13 protein-coding genes are annotated in these 23,480 nt (G+C 67.3%); 5 read left to right on the top strand and 8 right to left on the bottom strand.

Going from position 1 to position 23,480, the window contains the following annotated elements:
* Positions 1-18: 18 nt before the first annotated feature.
* On the top strand, positions 19-5,106 hold the full coding sequence (locus LKO27_RS00985) for a family 78 glycoside hydrolase catalytic domain (protein ID WP_227735040.1): 5,088 nt from the start codon (positions 19-21) through the stop codon (positions 5,104-5,106).
* A gap of 108 nt (positions 5,107-5,214) precedes the next feature.
* Here the strand turns inward: LKO27_RS00985 and LKO27_RS00980 are convergent, their stop codons facing one another.
* Complete coding sequence (locus LKO27_RS00980; protein WP_227735039.1) at positions 5,215-8,529, bottom strand: DUF499 domain-containing protein; 3,315 nt, start codon at positions 8,527-8,529, stop codon at positions 5,215-5,217.
* Between the two features lie 115 nt (positions 8,530-8,644).
* Between LKO27_RS00980 and LKO27_RS00975 the strand changes: the two genes are divergently transcribed.
* Positions 8,645-9,853, top strand: coding sequence for a Fic family protein (locus LKO27_RS00975; protein ID WP_227735038.1), 1,209 nt, complete (start codon positions 8,645-8,647; stop codon positions 9,851-9,853).
* Between the two features lie 89 nt (positions 9,854-9,942).
* Here the strand turns inward: LKO27_RS00975 and LKO27_RS00970 are convergent, their stop codons facing one another.
* On the bottom strand, positions 9,943-12,744 hold the full coding sequence (locus tag LKO27_RS00970) for a DUF1156 domain-containing protein (RefSeq protein WP_227735037.1): 2,802 nt from the start codon (positions 12,742-12,744) through the stop codon (positions 9,943-9,945).
* A gap of 168 nt (positions 12,745-12,912) precedes the next feature.
* Here LKO27_RS00970 and LKO27_RS00965 point away from each other — a divergent pair, with 168 nt between their 5' ends.
* Positions 12,913-13,608 (top strand): hypothetical protein, encoded by a 696-nt coding sequence (locus LKO27_RS00965; protein ID WP_227735036.1) that lies wholly within the window; start codon positions 12,913-12,915, stop codon positions 13,606-13,608.
* Entirely contained in the window at positions 13,562-14,041 is a 480-nt protein-coding gene (locus tag LKO27_RS15455) for a hypothetical protein (protein WP_370629973.1), read from the top strand. Before LKO27_RS00965 ends, LKO27_RS15455 begins: the two co-directional genes overlap by 47 nt.
* A 1-nt stretch (position 14,042) precedes the next feature.
* Here the strand turns inward: LKO27_RS15455 and LKO27_RS00955 are convergent, their stop codons facing one another.
* From LKO27_RS00955 to LKO27_RS00935, 5 genes are all read right to left on the bottom strand, one after another.
* Complete coding sequence (locus LKO27_RS00955; protein ID WP_227735034.1) at positions 14,043-17,450, bottom strand: helicase-related protein; 3,408 nt, start codon at positions 17,448-17,450, stop codon at positions 14,043-14,045.
* Positions 17,451-17,524: 74 nt separating this feature from the next.
* Positions 17,525-19,156 carry a chaperonin GroEL gene (gene groL / locus LKO27_RS00950; protein ID WP_227735033.1) on the bottom strand — a complete coding sequence of 544 codons (1,632 nt, stop codon included), beginning with the start codon at positions 19,154-19,156 and terminating at the stop codon, positions 17,525-17,527.
* A 244-nt stretch (positions 19,157-19,400) separates the two neighbouring features.
* The gene (locus LKO27_RS00945; protein ID WP_227735032.1) at positions 19,401-20,204 is read right to left on the bottom strand and encodes a hypothetical protein; all 804 of its coding nucleotides are present in this window, start codon (positions 20,202-20,204) and stop codon (positions 19,401-19,403) included.
* Between the two features lie 15 nt (positions 20,205-20,219).
* Positions 20,220-21,887, bottom strand: coding sequence for a hypothetical protein (locus tag LKO27_RS00940; protein ID WP_227735031.1), 1,668 nt, complete (start codon positions 21,885-21,887; stop codon positions 20,220-20,222).
* Positions 21,884-22,591 (bottom strand): hypothetical protein, encoded by a 708-nt coding sequence (locus LKO27_RS00935; RefSeq protein ID WP_227735030.1) that lies wholly within the window; start codon positions 22,589-22,591, stop codon positions 21,884-21,886. The genes LKO27_RS00940 and LKO27_RS00935 overlap by 4 nt, the downstream gene beginning before the upstream one ends.
* A gap of 86 nt (positions 22,592-22,677) precedes the next feature.
* Between LKO27_RS00935 and LKO27_RS00930 the strand changes: the two genes are divergently transcribed.
* On the top strand, positions 22,678-23,163 hold the full coding sequence (locus LKO27_RS00930; protein ID WP_227735029.1) for a hypothetical protein: 486 nt from the start codon (positions 22,678-22,680) through the stop codon (positions 23,161-23,163).
* Here LKO27_RS00930 and LKO27_RS00925 read toward each other — a convergent pair.
* Positions 23,153-23,425 (bottom strand): DUF3263 domain-containing protein, encoded by a 273-nt coding sequence (locus LKO27_RS00925; protein ID WP_370629919.1) that lies wholly within the window; start codon positions 23,423-23,425, stop codon positions 23,153-23,155. The genes LKO27_RS00930 and LKO27_RS00925 overlap by 11 nt on opposite strands.
* Between the last annotated feature and the right edge of the window lie 55 nt (positions 23,426-23,480).

The raw sequence follows: 23,480 nt of genomic DNA, 5'->3' as shown, positions 1-23,480 counted from the left end.
TCGAAAGTGGGTCTCCCAATGCGTCGTGCTCGTCGTCTCCTCGTACTCCTCATGGCCTTCGTGGTCTCCTTGGCCGGCCTCTCCGGACTCGCACCAGCAGCCCACGCCGACGAGGTCGCGGTCGCGGGTCTGCGCACCAATTCCTTCGCCGAGCCCCTCGGAGTGCCGGTCGGGGACGTGCGCTTCGGCTGGCAACTGGAATCCCCCGCGAGAGCGGTCACCCAGCAGGCCTACCAACTGGAGGTGAGCACCGTCGGAGCCGTCGTCTGGGACACGGGACGGGTCGAATCGGGCGAGTCCACCGAGGTTCGCTACACCGGCCCGGCACTGTCACCCTCGACGTCGTACTCGTGGCGGGTCCGGATCTGGGACGACTCGGGCACGCCGTCGGCCTGGAGCGAGCCCGCCTCGTTCGAGACCGCGCTGGCCACCGACGACGACTGGGCGGGGGCCGAGTGGATCGGCGCGGACACCCAGCTGTCGGAGTGGACCGACTACACGGTCACCTTCACCGGCTCCGAAATCGTGGGCGCCCTCGGCGTATTCCTGCGCGGCAGGGACGGGTCCAACACCTACATGTGGCAGATCAGCGAAGCGTCCCGGGCACTGCGTCCCCACGTGCGGGTGAACGGCGCCTGGACCGTACTGACCCCCACCGCCTTCCCCGCCGGCTTCGACTTCTCGGCCGCCCATGAGTACTCCTTCACCGTCGACGGCGCCACCATCACCACGAGCGTCGACGGCACCGTCGTCGACACGCGCACGGACTCCACCTTCCCCGGCCCCGGGCTGGCCGGCTTCCGCACCAGTGGCACGGAGCGGGGCACCGTCGACGACGTCACCGTCACCACGGCCGACGGCGACGTCCTCGCGCAGACCAGTTTCCCCGACAACGACCGCACCTTCACCGCCGGGACCGTGTCCGACGGCGCGCTTGAGGTCAGCGGCAACACTGAGGCCTGGGTTGCGGTCGGCAACGACGTACCGGTCCTCCGCAAGGAGTTCACCCTCGGCAAGAGCGTCGAGTCGGCTCGCATCTACGCCACCGCACGCGGCATCTACGAGTTGCGCCTCAACGGCCAGCGCGTGGGCGACCACCAGCTGGCGCCCGGCTGGACGGACTACCGCACCCGCATCCAGTACCAGACCTACGACGTCACCGAGTTGCTCAGCACGGGGGACAACGCCTTCGGGGCCGAACTCGGCCGCGGCTGGTACTCAGGCAACGTCGGCATGTTCGGTGGCAACAACTACGGCACCCAGACCTCGCTGATCGCGCGCCTGCACGTGACGTTCACCGACGGCACGAGCCAGGTGGTGGCAACCGACGGCAGCTGGCGCACCACTGATGGCCCGATCACCGCCGCGGACCTCCTGGACGGTGAGTCCTACGACGCCCGCCGCGCCAACGCCCTCGGCGCCTGGGACGAACCCGGTTACGACCAGAGCGCCTGGCGTGGCGTCGCGGTTCGCCCGCGCTCCGCGGCCGCGCTCCAGGCCCAGGTGGACCCGCCAGTGCGGGTGACCCAGGAGCTCGAGGCCGAGTCCCTCCCCTCCCCCACGCCCGGCGCCTTCGTCTACGACCTCGGGCAGAACATGGTGGGCCACGTCCGCATCGCGGTCTCCGGGAGGCCGGGCCAGACCGTCCGCATCCGCGTCGCGGAGGTCCTGAACCCCGACGGCTCCCTCTACACGGCCAACTACCGCAGCGCGAAGGCGACCGACTACTACACCCTCGCCACGTCCGAGGAGGAGACGTGGGAGCCCAAGTTCACGTTCCACGGCTTCCGGTACGTGGAGATCACCGGCCTCGACGAAGCACCCCCGGCATCGGCGATCACCGGCGTGGTCGTGGGCACGGACAACGAGCTCACGGGTCGCCTCACCACGTCTTCGGCTCTGGTCAACCAGCTACAGAGCAACATCCTGTGGGGCCAGCGCGGCAACTTCCTGTCCATTCCCACCGACACCCCGGCCCGCGACGAGCGCCTGGGCTGGACCGGCGACATCAACGTCTTCTCCAACACGGCGAACTACAACATGGACTCGCAGATGTTCCTGACCAAGTGGCTGACGGACCTGCGCGACACCCAGCACGCCAACGGCGCCTTCCCCGGTATCGCCCCCGTCGTCCCGGGCCGCTTCGACGGCGGCTACGGCAGCGCGGGCTGGGCCGACGCGGGCATGCACGTGCCGTTCTCGGTCTGGCAGGCCTATGGGGACCAGAGCGTCCTGGAGGCGAACTACGACGCGATGAAGCGGTTCGCCGACTACCTGCTGGCCTCCTCGAACAACTACATCCGCAACGTCGGCGGCTACAACGACTGGCTCAACCTCGACGACGACACCCCGGCCACGGTCATCGACACCGCGTTCGTCGCCAAGAGCCTGGGCGAGTTCGTCCGGGTGGCCGAGCAGCTGGGTCACGACGGCGACGTCGCCACGTACGCGGCCCACCACGCGGCGGTCAAGACGGCTTTCGCGGAGGCCTTCATCTCCGCAGATGGCACCGTCCGGGGAGATTCCCAGACCGCCTACATCCTGACGATCATGAACGACCTCATCCCGGCAGGAATGGAGGAGCAGGTCGCCGCACAGTTCGTCGAGACGCTGGAGCGGCGCGACTTCCACCTGTCCACCGGTTTCCTGGGGGTGGACGGTCTGCTGCCGGCTCTCACGAAGATCGGCCGCAGCGACATCTCCTACATCCTGCTGCAGAACACCGACTACCCGTCCTGGGGCTACGAGATCGGCAAGGGCGCCACCACCATCTGGGAGCGCTGGAACTCGATCATGCCCGACGGCTCGTTCGGCCCGGTGAGCATGAACTCGTTCAACCACTACGCCTATGGCGCCGTGGGCGAGTGGATGTACCGCACCATGGCCGGCGTGTCCGCGTTGGAGCCGGGGTACCGGAAGGTGCTGGTCGCGCCGCAGCCCGGGGACGGCATCACCTGGGTCGACTACGAGCTCGACACCCCCTACGGCACCGTCGGGTCCTCGTGGCGGTTCGATGACGCCGGCGCCATCGTGATGGACGTCACCATCCCGGCCAACGCCACCGCCGAGGTCCGCGTGCCGACCACCAGCCGCTGGGCGGTCACGGAGGGCGGGCTTCCCGCCGCATCGGTGTCCGGGATCGAGTTCCTGGGCATTGCCGACGGCGCGGCGCGGTTCGCACTCGGGTCCGGTTCCTACTCCTTCGGCATCGACGAGGTCCTCGGACAATTGGGAGACACCCGGGAACTGGGGCAGCTCTTCCAGCAGGTGTCCGAGGCGCTGGCCGCGGGAACCATCAGCCAGCCCGAGGCCGACCTCCTCACCGGGTATGCCCTGCAGATCATCGACAAGGCGGACAAGGCCTGGGACTCCTACCTGGCAGGTGGCGACGCCAAGGCCGCCATGTTCGCGCAACAGGCCCTGAAGGCGATCCAGCAGGCCGCCGAGTCCACGGACGAGGCCGCCCTCCTGGAGACCCTCGAAACCGCCCGCGCGCGGATCTCGGCTGGTTCGGCGACCCTGGCCGGTGCCAGTGTCTCGCTCACCGCGGAACCCGACGAGTTGTTCCCGGGAGACACCAGCACCGTGACGGTGCGGCTCGCGAACGCAGGTGAGCGAGACCTGCAGGACTCGGCCGCCCGCATTTCTGCTCCGGCGGGCTGGCAGGTCACGCAGGTGACCGCGCTGCCAGGCACGGTCAAGCCCGGCACGCAGAGCGTCGGGACCTACCGTCTGGTGGCCCCGGCCGATGCGGAACCAGGTCTCCACGACCTCTCCGCGACGGTGGCCTACCGGCTCGGCGCAACGACGGTGAGCCTGCCCGTGTACGCGCCGGTGCGGGTCCCGGCGCCGGTGACGGTCGGGGACGTGACGGTGTCGCCGGATACCGCGAATCCCGGAGACGAGGTGACCGTTACCGCCGAACTCGTGAACCGCTCCGGCACCGGGCGCAGCGGCAGCCTCGCCGTCGGCTCCCCCGGCTGGGAGGGGGCGACCGCCAGCTACGACGTCGGCCCCGGCGCCACGCAGGTGGTCACCGCCACGCTGACGGTGCCCTGGACGGTCACCGCCGGAGGGGCCGTGGTCACGGCGTCGGTCGGCGACGCAGACGGCGAGTCCGGCACCGGCTCCGTGACGGTCGACATCGGCACGAGTCCGGCCCTCTACACCGACCACATGGACCTCGGCCTGGCCAACTCGGAGGCCGCGCACGCGCTGACGGCGTCGCAGCACTCCGGCACCAACGTCGAGGCCGGCCTCACCCGGCGCTACACCCACTCGTCGTTCCCGGGCGGCTGGTTCGAGTTCGACGTGGTGGTCCCGGAAGGTCAGCCGTTCGTCCTGCGGGCCGTCGAGACCTACGACCAGGCGCAGAGGAAGACCTACGACGTCTCGATCGACGGCGTGGTCGTCCACCAGCGGCGCTACCAGCGCACCGCGGGCGGCGTCGGGACCGTGATCTACCAGTTCGAGGTCGACGGTGCCACGCCCGGCCCCGACGGGACGGTGAGGGTCCGGTTCCAGGACGTCGAGGCCGACTACGACCCCTCCATCGCCGACGTCTGGGTGCTCCCACTGCGCACCGGTCTGGACAGCGCCACCAACGCCTTGACGGGCTCTGTGGTCACGGCCGGTTCCTCCTTGGAGGCCCCGCCGGCGTGGTCACGCAATAACGCGGTGGACGGCAAGCGCGAGAGCCTCGCCGGTGGCGCCAAGGGCTACACGTCGCAGGCGACGTCGACGGCGGCGAGCGTGCAGTGGCTGGCCTTCGACCTCGGTTCCGAGCAGCGGCTGGACACGGTGACCCTGTTCCCGCGGACGGAGACGGCCGACGACCGCGCGGGCGACGGGACCTCGGGGGCGCACTTCCCGAAGGACTTCACGATCGACGTGAGCCCCGACGGCGCTGCCTGGACCACCGTCCTCACCGTGACCGACCAGCCCCATCCCGGGATCCGGCCCCAGTCGTTCAGCTTCGACGCAGTGGCGGCCAGACACGTGCGAGTGCACGCGACGGAGCTGGGGCAGCCAACCCTTGAGGAGGGGCAGCTCGGCTTCCACCGGATGCAGCTGGCCGAGGTGGAGGCCTTCCTGCTGGGCGGGTGAGATTCCGCCCTGGTTCACACATCCGGTGAACGGGCTTCCTTGGCCGGCGCGGCGCGGAACGGGTCTACGGTCTCCTCGCGGGCGACGGAGGCGAGCGTCGAATGCGGGCTAAGCCTCTTCAAATCCGGACTGGTCGAACCGCAAGGTCGTGGCGTTCTCCTTTACCACGCGCACGGTGGACTCGTCGAAACCAGCAGGGCGCTCGGCCTCGATCTCGACACGCACTCTCACGTGTGTGCCGGTGTCCCCGACCAGGTGCGCCAGCACCTCGCGGCTGAGTTGCACGAAGTCCGTGGCCGCCCCGCTGGCGTTGAGGGTCTTGGCCGCGAAGTAACGCGTGACCTTCCTGGCAGGCTCACCTCCGTCGCCTTGCTGACCGGACCCGCCCTGCGTAGCGGGGACTTCGGGGCCGTCATTGCTGCGGGTACCCGCCCCGGAGTCGGCGCTCGACTCCCGCTGCCGCTGGGCCAGTGCGATGTCAGGCTTGACCAAGAGCGTGGCGGCCGACACCACTGGTGAACGCTTGTCGGAAGGCAGGAAGAGTCCGACGTAGCGCCCCGACTCGTCCACCCCGTCGGCGAGCGCGAAAGCATCCCGCTCCCAGTCGAGGCTGACGAAGTCGGTCAGACCCTCGAGCAGCACGTTCTGGTCGCGCAGGCGATGCATGTAGGGATAGCGCGAGTACAGCTGCCACAACTCGCCCGCTGACACATGGCCGACGGACCACAGCTGCGGGAGCCGGTCAAGTACCATCCTGACCGCACTGGCCGCTTGCCGCGTGCGCAGGAGGTCCTCGGTGCCCAGCTTCTTCGACAGGCGCTCTGTCAAAGTCGGGGCGGAGCCACCGTCGGCCTTCAAAGTCATGATCGTGAACGGCTGCCCGCCGTCGGCCTGCTCCGGTACGAGACCCCACACGTAGGTGAGCCGCAGCCTGTCGGTTGCCGTCGTGTCGGCGGTCTTCTTCTTGTCCTCGGCCTGTTGGCGCTGGTTGTGGGTGAGGTCGAGGTCTGCCGCGTGCTCCAGCACGTAGCGCCAGCCGAGGTAGTCCCGCACGCTCGCGTCCAGCCCTTCGAGCGCTCCCTCGTCGGCTGCCAGGTAGACCAGCATGTTGCGGAACGTGCGCATGCCCGAGCCGTGGCTGGTGGTGACCTTGTGCGCCTGCTCGAGCGCTGCCGAATCCTTGCTCCCCCTGGTGTGCGGGAACTTAGGGTGCAGGATCACCAGGCGGACCTCGTCGGTGTCGAGCACGTCGGAGGAGTCCTCCGGGCAGACGTGGACGCGGGCGAACGCGCCGGAAGCTCGCTCTGAAGTGGTGAGTCGGCGTACGATCTCGGCCCAGACTTCCTCTGGGTGCAGCCGCTCGGCCTGGTCCTTGGCACGACGGGTGATGTTGGCCTGCAGGTCGTACCAGTGCCGCCCCTGTGCCGAGTAGAAATGGGTGGCGCGGTCGGCGAGGTTGGACAGCGCTGAGTGGAAGTTGTTGAGCGTGTCCCCGGGTGTGGCGACGCCGAGAAAGAGGCGTTGGGTGTCCAGGCCCTTCTGCGCGGAGCCGATGGTCGGCGCAGCACCGAAGAACACCGCGCGGGCGAGGCGCTTGGTCACCTGTCGCTCGCCGAACAGCGGTTTCTCCTTGTCCACCTTCCAGGGCTCAGACCCCTCACCGTCCACGTCGGCGTCGATGACCGCTTTCCAGGAGTCGGAGAGGTACTGCGTCAGCTCGGAGTTGACGACGTTGTCGTAGAGCGGGACGGAGCCTGGCAGGATCATGGGCGCTTGGTCCCCAGAGGTCCAGAGTGCGTGGATGACCGCGTTCATGAGGCGCAACACACCGCGCGTGCGCTGGAACCGCTCCAGCGTGGACCAGTCCTCGTAGAGCCGGTCAAAGACCTCGGGGTGGATGGGGTAGGTCTGACGGATCCGGGTCTCGTACTTGAGGTCCCTGGCTTCCTTGGGAAAGTGCCCGGAGTTGGCGGTGTAGAAGTCGACGAAGGCGCGGGCCGTGGCGTTGATGGCCGCCTGGGCGTCGGCGTCGGGCTGTTCGAAGAGCCGTTGCCGCACGATGTGGTAGGACTCCTCGGCCGACGCGGGGCGCCACTGGTCCGCGACGCGTCGCACCACGTTCTGGAGCCGCTTGAGCGCCTCCTGGCCGTGCTGGCCCCCAACCTCCTCGTTGTGCCCGGCGGCGCGGTCGTCCCCGTCGTGGGAAGCGGGGATCGAGATAGCAAGGACGATTCCGGGGGTGGCCTTGGCCACCTCTGTCAGCGATTGGGCGAAGGTGAACTGGGTGTCGAACGTGCCGCCTGCCAGGTCCTCGCGGTTGAACAATTGCCGGGCGTAGGCCACCCACTCGTCGACCAGGATGACGGCTGGCGCATAGGTGGACAGCAGCGTGTGGAGGGCATGCCCGGGGTTGGTGCCGGAGCGGTCTGCGTCTGCCACGAGGTCGTAGGCCGCCCGCTCACCCAGCTGCCAGGCCAGTTCCCCCCACAGCGTGTGGACCTTGGTGCCGTCGGCCTTGATACCGGACCCCTGTGGTGCGATGTGGTTGCCGACCAGCGCCGCCCGGCGGGCCGCCAGCGGAACGCCCTCCCGCAGGTAGCCGGATTCGGTGAGGAGCACCTGCAGTTCCTGCGGGAAGGTGTCCAGCGGTTCACCGGCAGCGATGTGCCACAGCGAAAGCATGGAGTGGGTCTTGCCGCCGCCGAAGTTGGTCTGGAGGTTGATGACCGGTGCGGAATTGCTGTCACCCGAGAGGCGACGGACCGTGAGCCCGATCAGGTCTCGCAGCCCTTCGGTGAGGTAGGTGCGCGCGAAAAAACCTTTGGGATCCGAGTAGTCCGGGGCCAGCGACGGGTCGAAGGCCACCTTGTACAGGTCGGCAGCGAACTCCGAGGAGCGGAAGTTGCCCGTGGCGACGTCCTCGTGCGGCCGCAGTACCTCCCGCCACGGCTTGAGCCCCTGTGAAGCGGGTGCGTTGGCGGCCTGGCTCAGCACCTTCTGATCCGCCACCTGGACCGCCCTGCGGTTGAGGTCGTCGTGGTGGCGGCGGACGCGGACTGCGGCATCCTTGGCGCCGATGGCGGTCAGCAGTCGGGAGCCGGTGTCCAGCGCGCGGAGGGCATCGGGAGTGGAGAACGCCTCCATGTGCGCCCACCGGTTCCGCACGGCGCGCAGCTCGCTGGCATGGGCGACGGCGTCGTGCCCGGCCAGCTTGGCCACGGAGCCGGCGCGCATGCCGATCACCTTCAGCTGTTCGGCCAAGTCCTTGGGGTTGTAGTTGATGCCGGTCTTGCCGTCCTTGAGGTCCTTCTGCCGGACGATCTCGATCCAGTTTGGTCCAAGAGCCACGTCAAGGAACTCGTACAGCGGCTCGGGGAACTCCTCGACCATCCGCCCCACCAGTTCACGGTTACTCAGCGCCATCGCCTCTTCTGACCTCCTACGGACACGCTACTGCACTGCACTGACATGGCGGTGGGCTCTTGGTGTGGATCAATCACCGGTCCGTAATTCTCCAGAACTCGCGTACGGTATAAGTATGGACATCGAATTGTTCCAGAACTCCCCTACAGGAGACTTGGTCTCGATCTCGGGAAGTCATCGGGACGGCACGTCGTGGACGCATCAGGCGTTCCTCCCCAACCCGCTCCCAGCCAGCGATCCGCCGCTGTCCGGACGAACGTACCGACGTGTCGCTGAGGCACGGGCCTCGCTCGCGGGGTTGGACGCCACTGCACGGCACCTTCCCAATCCAAGGCTCTTCCGCCATTCCACCCTCAGGCTGGAGGCGCAGTCCACTGCCGCCCTCGAAGGAACCTACGAACCATTGGTGAGAGTGCTGACCGCAGACGAACACTCGCTCGAGAGTTCCACTCTGCGAGAGGTCATGAATTTCCTCACTGTGGCTGAACAAGCCTTCAGCTGGGCAGAGAGCGGGAGATCCATCTCGGTTGCCATGCTGTGCCAACTGCAGGGCGAACTCATGAGGGGAACCGCTGGCGAGCAGCAGCACTCGGGCTTGATTCGACCCATCCAAGTTGTGATCGGCCGCCGCGAGGGCGCAGATCTCTCCGATGCGCCGATCAGAGCCGCGCGCTTCGTCCCTCCACCACCCGGAGCAGATCTGGAGGCAATGGTTCGGGAACTACTGGATTGGATGGCAGCCGACCACGGACCGGACCTCGACCCAGTGGTGGCCACCGCTCTTGCGCATTACCAGTTCGAGACCCTCCACCCGTTCCACGACGGCAACGGGAGGTTGGGGCGCCTCCTGGTGGTCACCCAGCTGCACACGACCGGGCTGCTGAGCGAGCCCAGCATCTCAGTGTCACCATGGTTCGAGGCGCGTCGGGGCCAGTACTACGACGCGTTGCTTGGGGTGTCGACGCGCGGCGACTGGGACACCTGGATCGACTTCTTCTCCCAAGGTCTGACGGCCTCGGCTGACGCCGCCAAGGCCAGGATGCTCCGTCTGACCGAAGTCCAGACAGCGTTGTACCAGCGAATCCACGATTCACCCATCAGAACAGCAAACGCGCTTAGGGTGGTGGATCTCGCTCTGGCACGACCCACCTTCACCGTGGCCGAAGCGGCCGCCGAACTTGGGATCAAAGCCGCCGGCACCCACAAGCTGATTGACTCGCTCGTGGCGCTCGACATCTTGAGACCTTTCGGCGATCGAACCTACAACCGACGGTTTCACGCGCCCGCGGTCGTCGACGTACTGATCGCCGAGAGCACTGACTGATTCACTTCTCCACCGACTGAGATGTGGAGAAGTTCGGTCTCCTGACATCTCCAGATGGACACGTCTCGTGAATCGAGTACTGCGACACTTCAGAAGAGGGTGACGTTCTCGCTCATCCGAGGGGACGCGTCGCGGATGTCCGCCCAGCTCGTCGCCAGCTGGTTGAAGCCGACGGCGTCCCTCGTCCAGCCGTTCTTCTCCGCGATCGAGAACAGCAGGAACGCCAACTCCTTCACCGCATCCGGGTCGACTGGCTGGCGCAGGCGGGCTGCAGCGCCGGTGAGCAGCGCATGGGTGGTCGAGGCGCCGTCGGTGGTGAGCAGGCGAATGGCGTGGTGGCAGACCTCCCACACAGAGAGGTTCTCGTCCGCGGTCACGTCGTAGCCCTCGCCGAGATCCGCGGGTGCCAGCAGCTGCACCTTCCCCGCGCGGCTCGTCAGGATTCCGGCCCGGACAAGTACCTCGACGGCGGTGTTGCGTGCCCGCGCCAGGTTGTCGGCGTCACCGAACTTTCCGGGGGCGTAGCCGTGCTGCCGGTACCAGGCGATGGCGAACCTCGTCGCGGCGTCGAAGTCGCCCTCCTGCTCGGCCAAGACCTCGTCGAGGATCTCGTTGATCCTGGCAAGAGCGGCGCGCACGCTCATGCGCGTCCCGTCCGGTTCCAGAACCGACGAGTACCGCGAGTAGACCGCCATGCCCGGTCCGATCGCTGCCTGTGGGAGGTCAACGGGGGCGATGAGTCCCTGCTGGAGCTTGCGGAGGGCATCAGGCAGTTCGGCGCGGAGCGCTGCCAAGAAGCCCCGACGGTCCGTTGACGGTGCGTCCTCCGCCCGTGGCCGAAGGGCGAGGACGATTGAGGAAGCGAGCGCGTTTGTGCCTATAGCCGTCTTGCGACCGCCGCGCTCGCTCCTCATGGGCCACGTCCCGGTGATGCGCCATCCCGTTCCGATCATGCCCTCCAGTAGGGTCTCCCAACCAGAGGAGGCCGATCCGTCGATTGATGACTCCGCCTGCTTGAAGGCGTAATAGACGGTGATCGGGAAGTCAGCTCGCGCGGATCCGCGGGCTCTGGCAAACACCTGACGGAAACCTTGTTCAAAGAACCGCTTGGCCTCCTGCTGTCCTCCGTGACGATACGGGTTGGCGACAAGCTCCTCAGCCTTCGGCACGAGAACCGTACTGAGCAGTGAGGGATGGACACCGCGGAGGGTACGCCTCAACCAAACGTAAAAGAAGTCGGAAAGGTCCGAGTAGCCCACATTGTCGTAGTAGGGGGGATCAGTGGATATTACTGCGCGGTCAAGGGCGCGACCCGTGGCACTGCTCTGCGCCACCGTTGACCTAGTATCCCCTAAAGCATGAATCGACTTGGCGAGGCTGCCAAGGCTCACCGTGTAGCTGCCGCCCGCTCGCCCGAATGGACTCGTCTCTGCGAAGTCCCACACCATCGGGATAGCTTGCCTACCGAACAAGTGCGTCGCTTGATCAGCGCCAGGGCTCCACGTGACCAGCGCATTCGACATGTCAGTCATGCGGCTGACTCCTAGGCCCAGATAGGTGGCGACGGCATCGGCGTAGGCCTCGGCTCCGGCGTCGCCATCGGGCGGCATCCCGTCGAGGCGCGGACCAGTTGAGTAGCCCGCCGCCAAGGCGTCGGCGAGCACCTGTTCGCGCGCTTCGGCGACGAGGTCACTGAACGTCGTGAGAGCTACCAACTGCCTGCTGGTGAACAGGTCAGCGTAGGCGGTGAGCCCGTATGGAGGAGTCCAAAGGTTCCTGGGGTCGTAAGCCAGGGCGCCCTCCGGGACATCAAGGGGACGGGTAACGTCCGCCGCTGAGACGTGCTCGCTTGTAGGGCCGATGTAGTGCCTCCGGCGCGAGCCCTCTCCGACGACCGACATAAGGGTCGCGCCCATACGATGCGCCAACCCCTCGCCCTTGATGTGATCCATGGACACAGGTGACTGACAGGCAACGCAGTGGGCGCCCGTACGTCCGCTCATCGTCCCGTCTGTGTCTTTCGTCGGAGCAGCCGCAAGGTCATGCCCGATCTCGAACGCCACTCGCTTGCCGCTGGGATGGTCGGGATCGGCGACGACCTTCGGGACGATGTAGGCCTCCTTGCCCTTCTTCTTCCCCAACCACCAGCTCCGCACCAGCGGCATCTCGATCCCGCAGGCGGGGTTCGGGCACGTGACGGTGCGCGCCCAGATCCAGGCGATCACGGTCGCCGAGGTGCCGTCAGGAAGTTTGGCCTTCGGGTAGAGGTGGCCGATCCGCTTCTGGGCCTCGTCCCTCATCCAGGCGCCGTAGCTGCGGACGTCGTCGGCCAGGCCTTCGGCGCCGCGCCAGTCGGACTTCGTGTCGGCCCGACCGGGGAACACAGGTGACCAGTCGCGGAACCTGGGCGGGATCTCGATCAGGGCCTTGTTGATGAGCACGGCCACGGGGTTGAGATCTGAGGCGTGCGCCTCAAGACCCAGCCGCTGCGCCTCGAGTGGGATGGTGCCGCCGCCGGCGAAAGGGTCGAGGATCGGGGGCGGGTTGCCGTTGGTGGAGGCGAGGATCTCCCGTCGGGCGGCGCCCATGATCCGCTCGTCTCGGATGTTCTCCCAGACCACCATGTCCTCGATGATCTTGTGCAGTCGGGCGCGCTCGACGGCTTGCGCTTCCTCCGTCGGAAACCTGTCCGGGTGGGACGACGGGTCGTCCACGAGCTGCGCGAAGAGAACTGCCCGCGCGGTGGCGAGTGGTCGCCTGGCCCACCAGAGGTGAAGGGTCGACGGGTGGCCGTGCCGGATGGACTTCTCCCTTGCGGACTCCCGGTTGATCGCCTCCAAGGGCAACGACACTTCGATGAGCTTGCGCTTGACCACACCTGTTGAGACCACGCGGTCACTCTAGCGACCTCACTGCGGGTGGACCCGGTGGGTCGGCCACCGCAACTCCGTGCAGCGTCGGCACAACGCGGGATGTCAGCCGTATGAGCCACCATTGGCAGGCACTCGTTTGGGTGCGCCGTCGGCAGTCCCTCCTCGTTTATGGTTGGCTGGGGCGCGATGAGGGAGGTGCCTACGATGATGGTCAGGATGCTGGAGCGCGAGGTCTACTCGATAGCCGAAGCCGCGCGTCTTCTCGTCATGCCGCATGGCACGCTGACCTACTGGCTTGAGGGAACCAAGCGTTCTGGAAAGCACTACCTTCCGGTACTCAGGGAGACACCAACGGGCAACCGGAATTTGACCTGGGGAGAGTTCGTGGAGGCGGGGCTCCTTCGCCAGTACCGCAGCAACCAGATCCCCATGGCGGAACTGCGCGCTTTCATCACGAACCTTCGTGATGACCTCGGCGTCCCCTACCCGCTCGCCCACGCCAAACCGTTCATCGGTGGCAAGGAGTTGCTGTGGCGAGCACAGGAGCGCGCCGGCTTGCCGCCCAGCGAGGCGCTAGTTTCAGAGGCCCGCGGCCAGTACCTACTTCTGCCAGCAGCCGATGCCTACCTGAGGCGCGTCGACTTCGCCGAGCAGGAGACAGCCCAGCGTTGGCGGCTGCTGCCGGAGGATTCCGACGTGGTCCTTGATCCCCAGCATCGATTCGGCGCACCCACCATCGGGGGCATCCGCACCCTCACGCTGTGGGAGGCAGTTCAGGACACCGGCGATGTCGAGGGGACCGCGCAGTTATTCGGCTTGAAGAGTGCGCAGGTACATGCGGCACTGGCCTACGAGGAACTGCAGAGGTCGAAGGCTGCATGACCGGCAAACCCACCCACGTTCGGTTCTACCTCGACGAGGATCTGCTCGGGCTGGCGCTGGTGGTGGCCGCTCTGCGAGCGGATGTCACCTATCCGGGCGACCCCGCCATACCGTCAACAAGCGAGTCCGACCACCCTGTATGGTCACTCGGCGCGGGGCCCCAGACGACCAATGGATACCAACCGTCACCCGGCAGCAAGGGCTCATCATCACCCGGGACAAACGAATCCAGGATCGCCCGATGGAGATCGCGGCGGTCCGCGATTACGGCGCCCGGATGGTCAATCTCAGCAGCCCTGACGCAACTACCAAGTGGGGGCAATTGGAGGTCCTCATGTCCCGCTGGCGTGACATCGAAAGGCTGAGCGACCGCGCCGGCCCCTTCATCGTCTCAATGACCCGAACGGCACTCAGGGACATCCCACTCAGCTGACTCACCAAGGCTTCCGCCCCTTCTCCCACGTCTGCTTCCACGGCAGCGCGAGCTTCGCCGTCGAGTAGTCGCCGAAGCTGACGCCATCGAACGGATTCGCGACGTATGTGACCTCGTCGCCGGCAGGATCTTCGGGGTCGACGGCCACCAGCGCCAGCCGGTAACGCGGCGCCGTGTTCTTCGCCTCCAGCACCTCGTTGCGGGTGATCACGAAGTCGTCGGCGCCCTTGATGCGCCCCTTGACCTCGATGCGGATCGGCAGCCCGCCGTCGACCTCGCTGAGGATGTCGAAGCCAGGGTTCCAGTGCACCTGCTCCACGGGGCGACGCCCCAGCCGGCGTTCCACCGCCATGACCGCGTCCACCGCGCGGCGCTCGACAAGCTTGGTTTCCCGGGCATGCGAGGCGCCGCCCGCCTCGGCCGGCAGGACGACCGCGACACTCACCAGACGCGGCGTCTTCGGCACAAGCATGCGCTGGGACTCGATTTCGCTCCGACGCTGCTCCAGACGCGACTCCAGCTCCCGGCTCTTGCGGGCCAGCGAATCCGACGACTCCTTCACCAGCAATCCGAGAGCCTCCTTCTCGGAGGTTGCCAAGGCCTCCTCGCCCAGCCGCCTGATCTCATGCGAAAGTCGGTGATAAACCGCCTCCCACAACCTGGTCATCTGCCTGTCGCGCGCGGGTTCGAGGGCAGCCAGCTGCGCTGGCACCTCCGTCTCAACGGCGTGCTGGATGGCCCGGTTCTCGGCAGCCGCAAGCCACTCGAACCGGTCAGGGTGGGCGCCCCCTAGCCAAGCGTGGCTCACCCCCTGGTCAGCGGTCAGGTCCAGGTGCGGGGCCGTGCCAGCATCCCGCGGCGCCCCCTCGCTGCCGATGAGTGCGTAGCCAAATCGCCTGTCGATCACTTGGCCCGACCCGTCGGCGACCTCCTGAGAGACACCCACCAGCAGGCAAGGTTCGGCAACCGCTTCACTCGTGAAAACCGTCCCGCGCTCCAGCGCACCGCCCCACCGCTCAAGCGCCTGCCGGAGAACCTCGTCGTGCAGGGGATGTCCGGGTGCCAAGAGGTCGGCGCGGGCTCGATCTGGCCCCGGCTGCACATGGGCGGGGTCGAAGGTGACCCGCTCGTACCTGGTGGCTATGGGCAGACCACGTGAACGGAAGGTCTGCGGCACGTGTGTGATCTCGTACCGCCCTGCCTCCCGCTTGGACCACCGCCCACCCTGCCGCGCGAAGGCGTCCGCGAAGGCCGCCTCCAGGAAGTGCGGGGCCAGGCGCCTGGCGTAGGCCTCGTCCATCTCGCGACGCAGCTCCTCGACGTCGCGGGTGGTCAGGTTGTCGTTGTCAAGGTCGTTCTGCTCGATGAGTTCACGGAGCCCGTCGCCGGCCTGGGCGTCAACGGTCTCCCGCATCCGTGCACGGACCTCGGGGTCCGCGCCGTAGCGGATTGCCTCGACCAGCAGGTCCTTGAGGGAGCGTCCGTCGCTGAACGCCTCCCCCAGGACGTCGAACACCTTCCCGCCGTAGGCGGCGCGCATCTCTTCGAGCTTCTTCAGCAGAGTCGAGTAGACGTCTCCCTCACGAGTATTGGTGGCCACCAGGTTCCACAGCCGACAGACCTCCTCCTGGCCGATCCGGTGGATCCTGCCGAAACGCTGTTCAATCCGGTTCGGGTTCCAGGGCAGGTCATAGTTGACCATGAGGTGTGCGGCTTGGAGGTTGAGGCCCTCACCCGCGGCATCCGTCGCGATCAGGAACTGGACGCGCTCGTTGTGGGTGAACTCCGCGGTTACGCGACGACGTTCCCCGCGGTTGACGCCGCCATGGATGGCGACGACTGCCTCCGGATCCGCAAGAAGCACGCCGATGCGATGACGCAGGTACTCCAGCGTGTCACGATGCTCCGTGAAGACGATGAGCTTGCTGGGACGCTCCGCGCCGGCGAGGACCTGGTCCTGGATGACTCTGCTGAGTTGTTGCCACTTCACGTCCCGGCCGGAGGCGCGCAGCCGTCGGGCCAGATGGGTGAGTTCCTCCAGTGAGGCCAGTTCGGTATCCAGTTCGGCGATGGTCCGGGCGCCGGTCGCAGAGTCGACGAACAACTCCAGCTGTGCCTCGAACTCCCCCGACGGGAACTCCTCCTCTTCGTCGAGTCCCGACGGGTCGAACGCCGGCTCCTCGACCGCCACACCGTTGGCGAGGTCATCCCGGCGCTTCCGCAGGCGGGCGCTGCGGCGGACGAGGGACTGCAGGATGGCCTCCGGGCTGGACGCAAGCCGACGCTGCAGCACCGTCAATGCGAACCCGACGGTGTTGCGGCGCTTGCCGTCCAACATGTCCGCGCGGTTCATCTCGGTGCGTACGTAGTCAGAGACCCTCTCGTAGAGTTCCTGCTCGTCGTCGGAAAGCTCGTACTCGACGGTGGTGGCGATGCGCTCGGGGAACAGGGGCTTGCCCTCGAACGTGAGTAGGTCCTCCTTCACCATGCGCCGCATGAAGGCCCGCGGGTTGGCCCGGACGACGCCGTCGCGCGGTTTGCCTGCGAAGGTGTCTCGGTCCAGGAGGGAGAGGAACAGTTGGAAATCCTCCTCCTTGCCTGCGTGCGGGGTGGCCGTCATCAGCAGGAGGTGTCGCGCCCGGTCCCGCAGCTGCTCCCCCAGCTGGAAGCGCTTTGTCTTCTTGGTTTCCCTGCCGAAGTAGTGCGCCCCCATCCGGTGTGCCTCATCGACGATGACCAGGTCCCAGTGGCTTTGCCGGAGAGCGTCCAGCAGGTCATCGTTGCGGGACAAGTGATCCATCCGCGCGATCAGCCGCGGCTCCTTCTCGAAGACCGACCCGCCGAGAGTCGCGTTGATGAGTTCGCTTGTGAGGATCGTGAAGTCGAGCCCGAACTTGAAGTGGAGCTCATCCTGCCACTGTTCGGCCAGACCGCCCGGTGCGACGATGAGGCACCGGCGGACGTCGTCGCGGAGCATCAACTGCTTGATGTACAGGCCGGCCATGATTGTCTTCCCCGCGCCCGGGTCGTCGGCCAGGAGGAAGCGCAGTGGGATCCGTGGGAGCAGCTCCTCGTAGACGGCCTTCAGTTGGTGCGGCAACGGCCGAATGTCGCTGGTGGAGACAGACAGGAAAGGGTCGTACTTCGCGGCCTCCAGAATGCGCAGCGCCTCGGCGGCGAGCCGAAACTCTGCGGGGTCGGCGTCAAAGGGCCTGTGATCGACGTCCACGACGCTGAAACCGGCGGCCTGGGAGGCGAAGACGAGCTGACCGCCGTAGTTGCCGTCCTGCATGCGGTAGGCGACCTCAACGGCGGTGTCACCACGCGGGGAAGCCCCGACGACCTGTACCAACTGGCCGGGGGCAATGCCCTGGATCCGTTGCCCGACAGCAATGTCACGAAGGTCCATGGTTCGATGATGGCAGACGGACACACGAGAAAGGCCCCGGCGCGAGCCGGGGCCTTTCTCGCGGGAGTGGTGGGTCAGAAGCCCATGCCACCCATTCCGTCCATGTCACCGCCACCGCCGGGCATCGGGGCAGCCTTCTCGGGCTTGTCCGCGATGACGGCTTCGGTGGTGAGGAACAGGGCCGCGATGGACGCGGCGTTCTGCAGCGCGGAGCGCGTGACCTTGGCCGGGTCGATGATGCCGGCCTGGACCATGTTCACGTACTCGCCGGTGGCGGCGTTGAGGCCCTCACCGTCGGGCAGTCCCGCAACCTTCTCCGCGACGACGCCACCCTCGTGGCCGGCGTTGATCGCGATCTGGCGCAGCGGAGCCTTGGCGGCGTGCAGCACGATCTGTGCGCCGATCGCCTCGTCGCCCTCGAGTCCCTCGATGTTGGCCTTGGCAGCGGCCTGGAGCAGCGCGACGCCACCACCGGGGACGATGCCCTCCTCGACGGCAGCCTTCGCATTGCGGACGGCGTCCTCGATGCGGTGCTTGCGCTCCTTCAGCTCCACCTCGGTGGCAGCGCCGACCTTGATGACGGCGACGCCGCCGGCCAGCTTCGCGAGGCGCTCCTGGAGCTTCTCACGGTCGTAGTCGGAGTCGGAGTTCTCGATCTCGCGACGGATCTGGGAGACCCGGCCCGCGATTGCGTCCTGTTCTCCGGCACCCTCGATGATGGTGCACTCGTCCTTGGTGACGATGACCGAGCGGGCCTGGCCGAGCAGGTCGAGGGTGACGGCGTCGAGCGACAGGCCGACCTCCTCGGACACGACCTGGCCACCGGTGAGGATGGCGATGTCGGCCAGCATGGCCTTGCGACGGTCGCCGAAGCCGGGGGCCTTGACCGCAATGGACTTGAAGGTGCCACGGATCTTGTTGACGATCAGGCCAGCGAGGGCCTCACCCTCGACGTCCTCGGCGATGACCAGCAGCGGCTTGCTGGACTGCATGACCTTCTCCAGCACGGGCAGGAGGTCCTTGAGCGAGGAGATCTTGGAGTTCACGATCAGGACGTAGGGATCATCCAGCGTGGCTTCCATGCGCTCGGCGTCGGTGACGAAGTAGGGCGAGATGTAGCCCTTGTCGAAGCGCATGCCCTCGGTGAGTTCGAGTTCCAGCCCGAAGGTGTTGGACTCCTCGACCGTGATGACGCCTTCCTTGCCGACCTTGTCCATCGCCTCGGCGATGATCTCGCCCACGACGGGGTCAGCCGCGGAGATGGATGCGGTGGCCGCGATCTGCTCCTTGGTCTCGACGTCGATCGCGAGCTTGGTGAGCTCGGCGGAGATGGCCTCGACGGCCTTCTCGATGCCGCGCTTCAGGCCCATGGGGTTCGCACCGGATGCGACGTTGCGCAGGCCCTCACGAACCATCGCCTGGGCCACGACGGTGGCGGTGGTGGTGCCGTCGCCAGCGACGTCGTCGGTCTTCTTGGCGACCTCCTTGACGAGCTCCGCGCCGATCTTCTCGAAGGGTTCCTCGAGCTCGATCTCCTTGGCGATGGAAACGCCGTCGTTGGTGATCGTAGGAGCGCCCCACGACTTCTGGAGCACTACGTTGCGGCCCTTGGGGCCGAGCGTGACCTTGACCGCGTCTGCAAGGGTGTTCATGCCCTTTTCGAGTCCGCGGCGGGCCTCTTCGTTGAAATGAATCAGTTTTGCCATGGTGTTTCGGGAGTCCTCCCGTCAAGCGGGGCGCAGGCCCCGGGGTGTTCGTTCTGTTGTGTTCGCACGGTGCCCGCGACGGACGGCCCGGAGGCCTCACCCTGCGAATCGGTAGCACTCGGACCGGCCGAGTGCTAACTCCATTCTTAGCACTCCACCCAAGCGAGTGCAAAGATTTTCGACGCCCGGGACGGGAAGTCCCCGGGACCGCGCCTCAGCGGGTCCCGGGGACGGGTCGAATGCCTCAGAATCGGGCCTTGGGCCATTGGCCTCCGGAGATCCGGCCACCGGCGCCGCTCAGGTCGCCGACCTGGCCGTTGATGTCCATCATCACGGTGACGAACACCATGATGAAGCTGATGATGGCACTCACGAGACCGACGGCGGCCGCGGCCCCGGCGACGGTACCGATCGGCACCCCGATCATGCCGATGATCGCTGTGGCCAGGCCGGCGAGCGCCACCAGCAGCGACGAGATGAACGTGACGGTCGTCGACACCCCTTCGGCGCCGATGGACTCCACGGCATCCCCGAAGTCGCGGGCGTCGGCAGCCGCATCCGCAGCGGCGTCCGTCTGTCGGTCCATCGTGGAGCCGAACGCGTCGGCCGCCGAACCGGTCCAACTGTTGACCGACGCGAGGTTGTGCTGGTCGACCATGCCGGCGAACTCCTCGCACTTCGGGGCGAGGACGTCACGAATCTGGCGGCCGGCGGAGCGGACCTCCCAAGGCGCGAGGACGTGCTTCATGGCCTCGTAGACCCGGTCGTAGATGGTGGCGATGGTGTTGATCGCGCCGCGAAGGACGCGGCAGGCGTTGTCGACGACGGTTTTCGCGAACTTGCCTGCCGGCATCCAGCAGAACCAGCTGAGGATTCCGGACAGCTTCTGCAGGACCCGCTCGGCGTAGTCCAGAGCGGTGTTGCAGAAGTCCTTGACCTTCCCGATGAGGTCCTGCACGCGCTGGACGGCGTCGAGGATCCACTGGACGTCGAGGGTGAAGGCGCAGGGCGCGATCGTGCCGCTGGGGCTGGTAGCGATGGGAGCCATTGGATCTAGCCTTCCTTAGACGTTTACGGTTGCGGCTGTTGCGGTGTTCTCGGCCTCCTGGGCCTCGTAGTCCGCGGCGGTCCTGGACAGTCCTTCGGAGATGGCCGTCATCTCCCTCGACGCACCGGCGTAGAGCTCGGCGAACTTCTGGCAGGCGGTGACGTACGACGGCGAGCCGCCACTCCACAGGCCCCAGTGCTGCACGAGCGTTGACACGGCCGTCCAGCACTCCGAAATGGTCTGGGCCTGCGGTGCGAGGTCAGCGAAGTACGCGGCGTCGTCGCGGAGGTCCGAGAGGTCGTAGGTGAAGTCCTCAGGACCGCCACCGGGGACTCCGCCGGGACCACCACTCGGACCGCCACCGGGGCCGCCACTCGGACCGCCAGCAGGACCACCACCGGGGCCGCCACTCGGACCCCCACCGGGACCACCACCGGGGCCGCCACTCGGACCCCCACCGGGACCACCACCGGGGCCGCCACTCGGACCGCCACCAGGACCGCCGCCGGGCGACCCTGGCCCGGGTAGGCCACCGCCGCCACCGCCGGGTCCGGAGGGGGCGGACGGGCCGGTCGGCTCACCGGGGTTGGAGGGCAGACCCGGAGAGACCCGCCCACCCGGGTCGCCGGGGCGAGGCTCGTCAGGACGCGCCTCCACGTAGTCAGGAATGCCGTCATTGTCGGAATCGACGTCGCGGTAGTCGGGGATCCCGTCGCCGTCGGTGTCCACCGGGTCGTGAACGAGGCCGTCGGGCCCCACACCGCTGTCGACGCCGGGATCCGTGAGTTCGCCGCCATCGCCGGTCTGGCCATCGCCGTTGGGGTTCGAGCCGGACGCGCTCACACCCGTCCCGGCGCCGCCGGGCAATGAGGCACCGCCACCACCAGCGGGCAGGCCGCCACCGCCCGGCACACCCCCGCCGCCGCCCGAGGGCAGACCACCACCAACTCCGCCACCCGAAGGCAAACCACCCTCAGCTGCACCCGATGGGACGCCGCCTCCGCTACCGACGGCGGGGTCGCCGCCTCCGCTACCGACGGCGGGGTCGCCGCCTCCCGAGCCACCCCCGGATGCACCCGCGCCGTTCTCTTCGGGGTCGGCCGTTTCCGCGTCGCCCTCCCCGGCCGGCGCGCCGCTGCCGCTGCCGTCGCCGACGCCGCCGTTGGCCAGGGCGCCGTACTCGTCGGGGAGGTCCACGTCGACGCTGCCGTCGGCGTTGATCGTGGTCGTCTGTCCGTTGGCCTGCTCGATGGTGACCGAGCCGTCCTCGTTGCGGGTGACTACGGTCCCCGAGGCGGTCTCGAAGGAACCACCCAAGGCCAGCGACGACAGATCCTTGACCTCGGTCGCGTTCATGAAGTCCGAATCAACGGTGACGGAGCCATCCGCCTCGACCGTCACCTCGACCCCGTCGGCGGTGGACACCACGGTGGCCTCTCCGCGGGTGTCGACGACGGTGCCGTCGGGTGCGACCGCGACCGCGTCGGCGGCGACGGTGGTGTCGGCGGAGATGCTGACGGCGTCGTCGGGCACCGCGGTCACAGCCTCACCGGTGACGTAGTCCTCCACCGGCGCTTCCGCGAGACCGACGCCCGCACTGCTCGGACCCCCGCGCATCGTGCCGAAGTCGGTCGCGGAGTCGGGCCACTCGAAACGGCTGCCCGGAACCAGGTTCTCGCTCACTGATCTTCTCCTCGCTGTGCAGCGACCACCCCGGGCAGTCGCTCGATGATCTGGTTGAAACACTCGGTGATGGCGATCCCGGACCGGACCTCGAGCCAGCTCTCCTTGATCCGCACCTCCGCCACCAGGCCCGCGACGACCCGAACGGCAACCATGCGATTGTCGGACTCGACCAGGTCTCCGTAGTCAGCACCCGGGGTGAACTCGGCAGGGTCCTGCGGCAGGGCGCCGTCCCCGGCGGTCTGCAACTTCACGAGCTCGCGGTCCAGCCGGGCCATCGCGTCGTCCACGATCCCGGGCAGCTCATCCATGCGCCGCTGCAGTTCCTCCTCCGTGCTGGGACGCCGCAGCGTCTGCTCGGCGTCCTTCAGCAGCCGACCGCGGGCAGCCTCCACCTGGGCCTCATCCACTTCATCGGCCTGGGCCTCCTCCAGGGCGTCGATGTCGAAACCCATGGCCTTGGCCTGGGCTCGACCCAGGACGTCACTGATCACGTCGGCCAGGGCAGCGGGCTCGACCTTCTCCTGCCACGCGGGGACCACAGAGACGCCGGCCAGCGACGAGTCCGGCCGGACGGTCACCCTGACGGCGCCGGATGCGTCGCTGACCGTGACGTCCTCGGTGACGGGAGTGAGGTTCTGCAGGGCACCGAGGACGGAGCGCAGTTCCTTGTCGAGATCGGCCAACAGCTCTTCTGGTTCCATGAATCCTCCGTTTGGGTCGGCAGCGACTATTCCAGCAGCTAGGGTCACCCACGACTAGGTATCTTCACTCAAAACGGGGGTGCGCAATGGGCTCAGGGCTTCTGCTCCGCAACGTCGCAAACGTCGTCAACCTGTCCACCCCACTGGGACTGGTCATCGCCCTGTCCGCGCGCGCCAAGCTGCGGTTCATCGGCGGCCTCGTGGTCGCGGAGAATGCCCGGCTCCCGCTGCTGCGGGCCACCGCCATGACCGTCGGGAGCGTGGTGCTGGTCCCCGGGCAGACCCTTGAGGACGCCGTCGAGAGGATCCCGGGGCTCATCGAGCACGAGTCGGACCACGCGTTCCAGTACTCCTACTGCCTGGGGCTGCCTTTCATTCCGCTGTACTTCATCGCGACGGCGTGGTCATGGCTGCGAAGCGGGGACCGGGCGAGTGCCAACCATTTCGAGGTGCAGGCGGGGCTGGACCGCGGCGGCTATCGACGACGGGAGACCCGGTCCCTCGCAGCCGGGCTGGCGGACCTGCGTCGACGGATCCGCCCCGGCATCGACCCCAGGCGTGTCAGACCTTGAGGCGACGTGCGGAGCGCGCGGCCTGACGGCTGGAGCGCTGGCGCCGCAGCCGCTTGACGAGCAGCGGCTTGTGGGCGAGTGCCGCCGGCGTGTCGATCAGCGAGTTGAGGTGCTGGTAGTAGCGCGTTGCGGAGAGGCCGAAGTGCTCCATGATCGCCTGTTCCTTGGGAACCGGCGAGGTGAACCAGCTGTCCTCGAATTCGAGCATGGCCGCCTCGAGTTCGGTGAGTTCGGCGCCCTCGTAGGCTGCTGCATGCGACATGGCCGTCATCATACGCCCCGAATCACAGCCGTGTCATTTGAACCGCCCGAGTGCG

Source organism: Tessaracoccus sp. OS52 (assembly GCF_020687685.1).
GTDB lineage: Bacteria > Actinomycetota > Actinomycetes > Propionibacteriales > Propionibacteriaceae > Arachnia.
The sequence above is the reverse complement of the archived record's forward strand: the minus strand, read 5'-3'. Positions and strand labels throughout refer to the sequence as shown.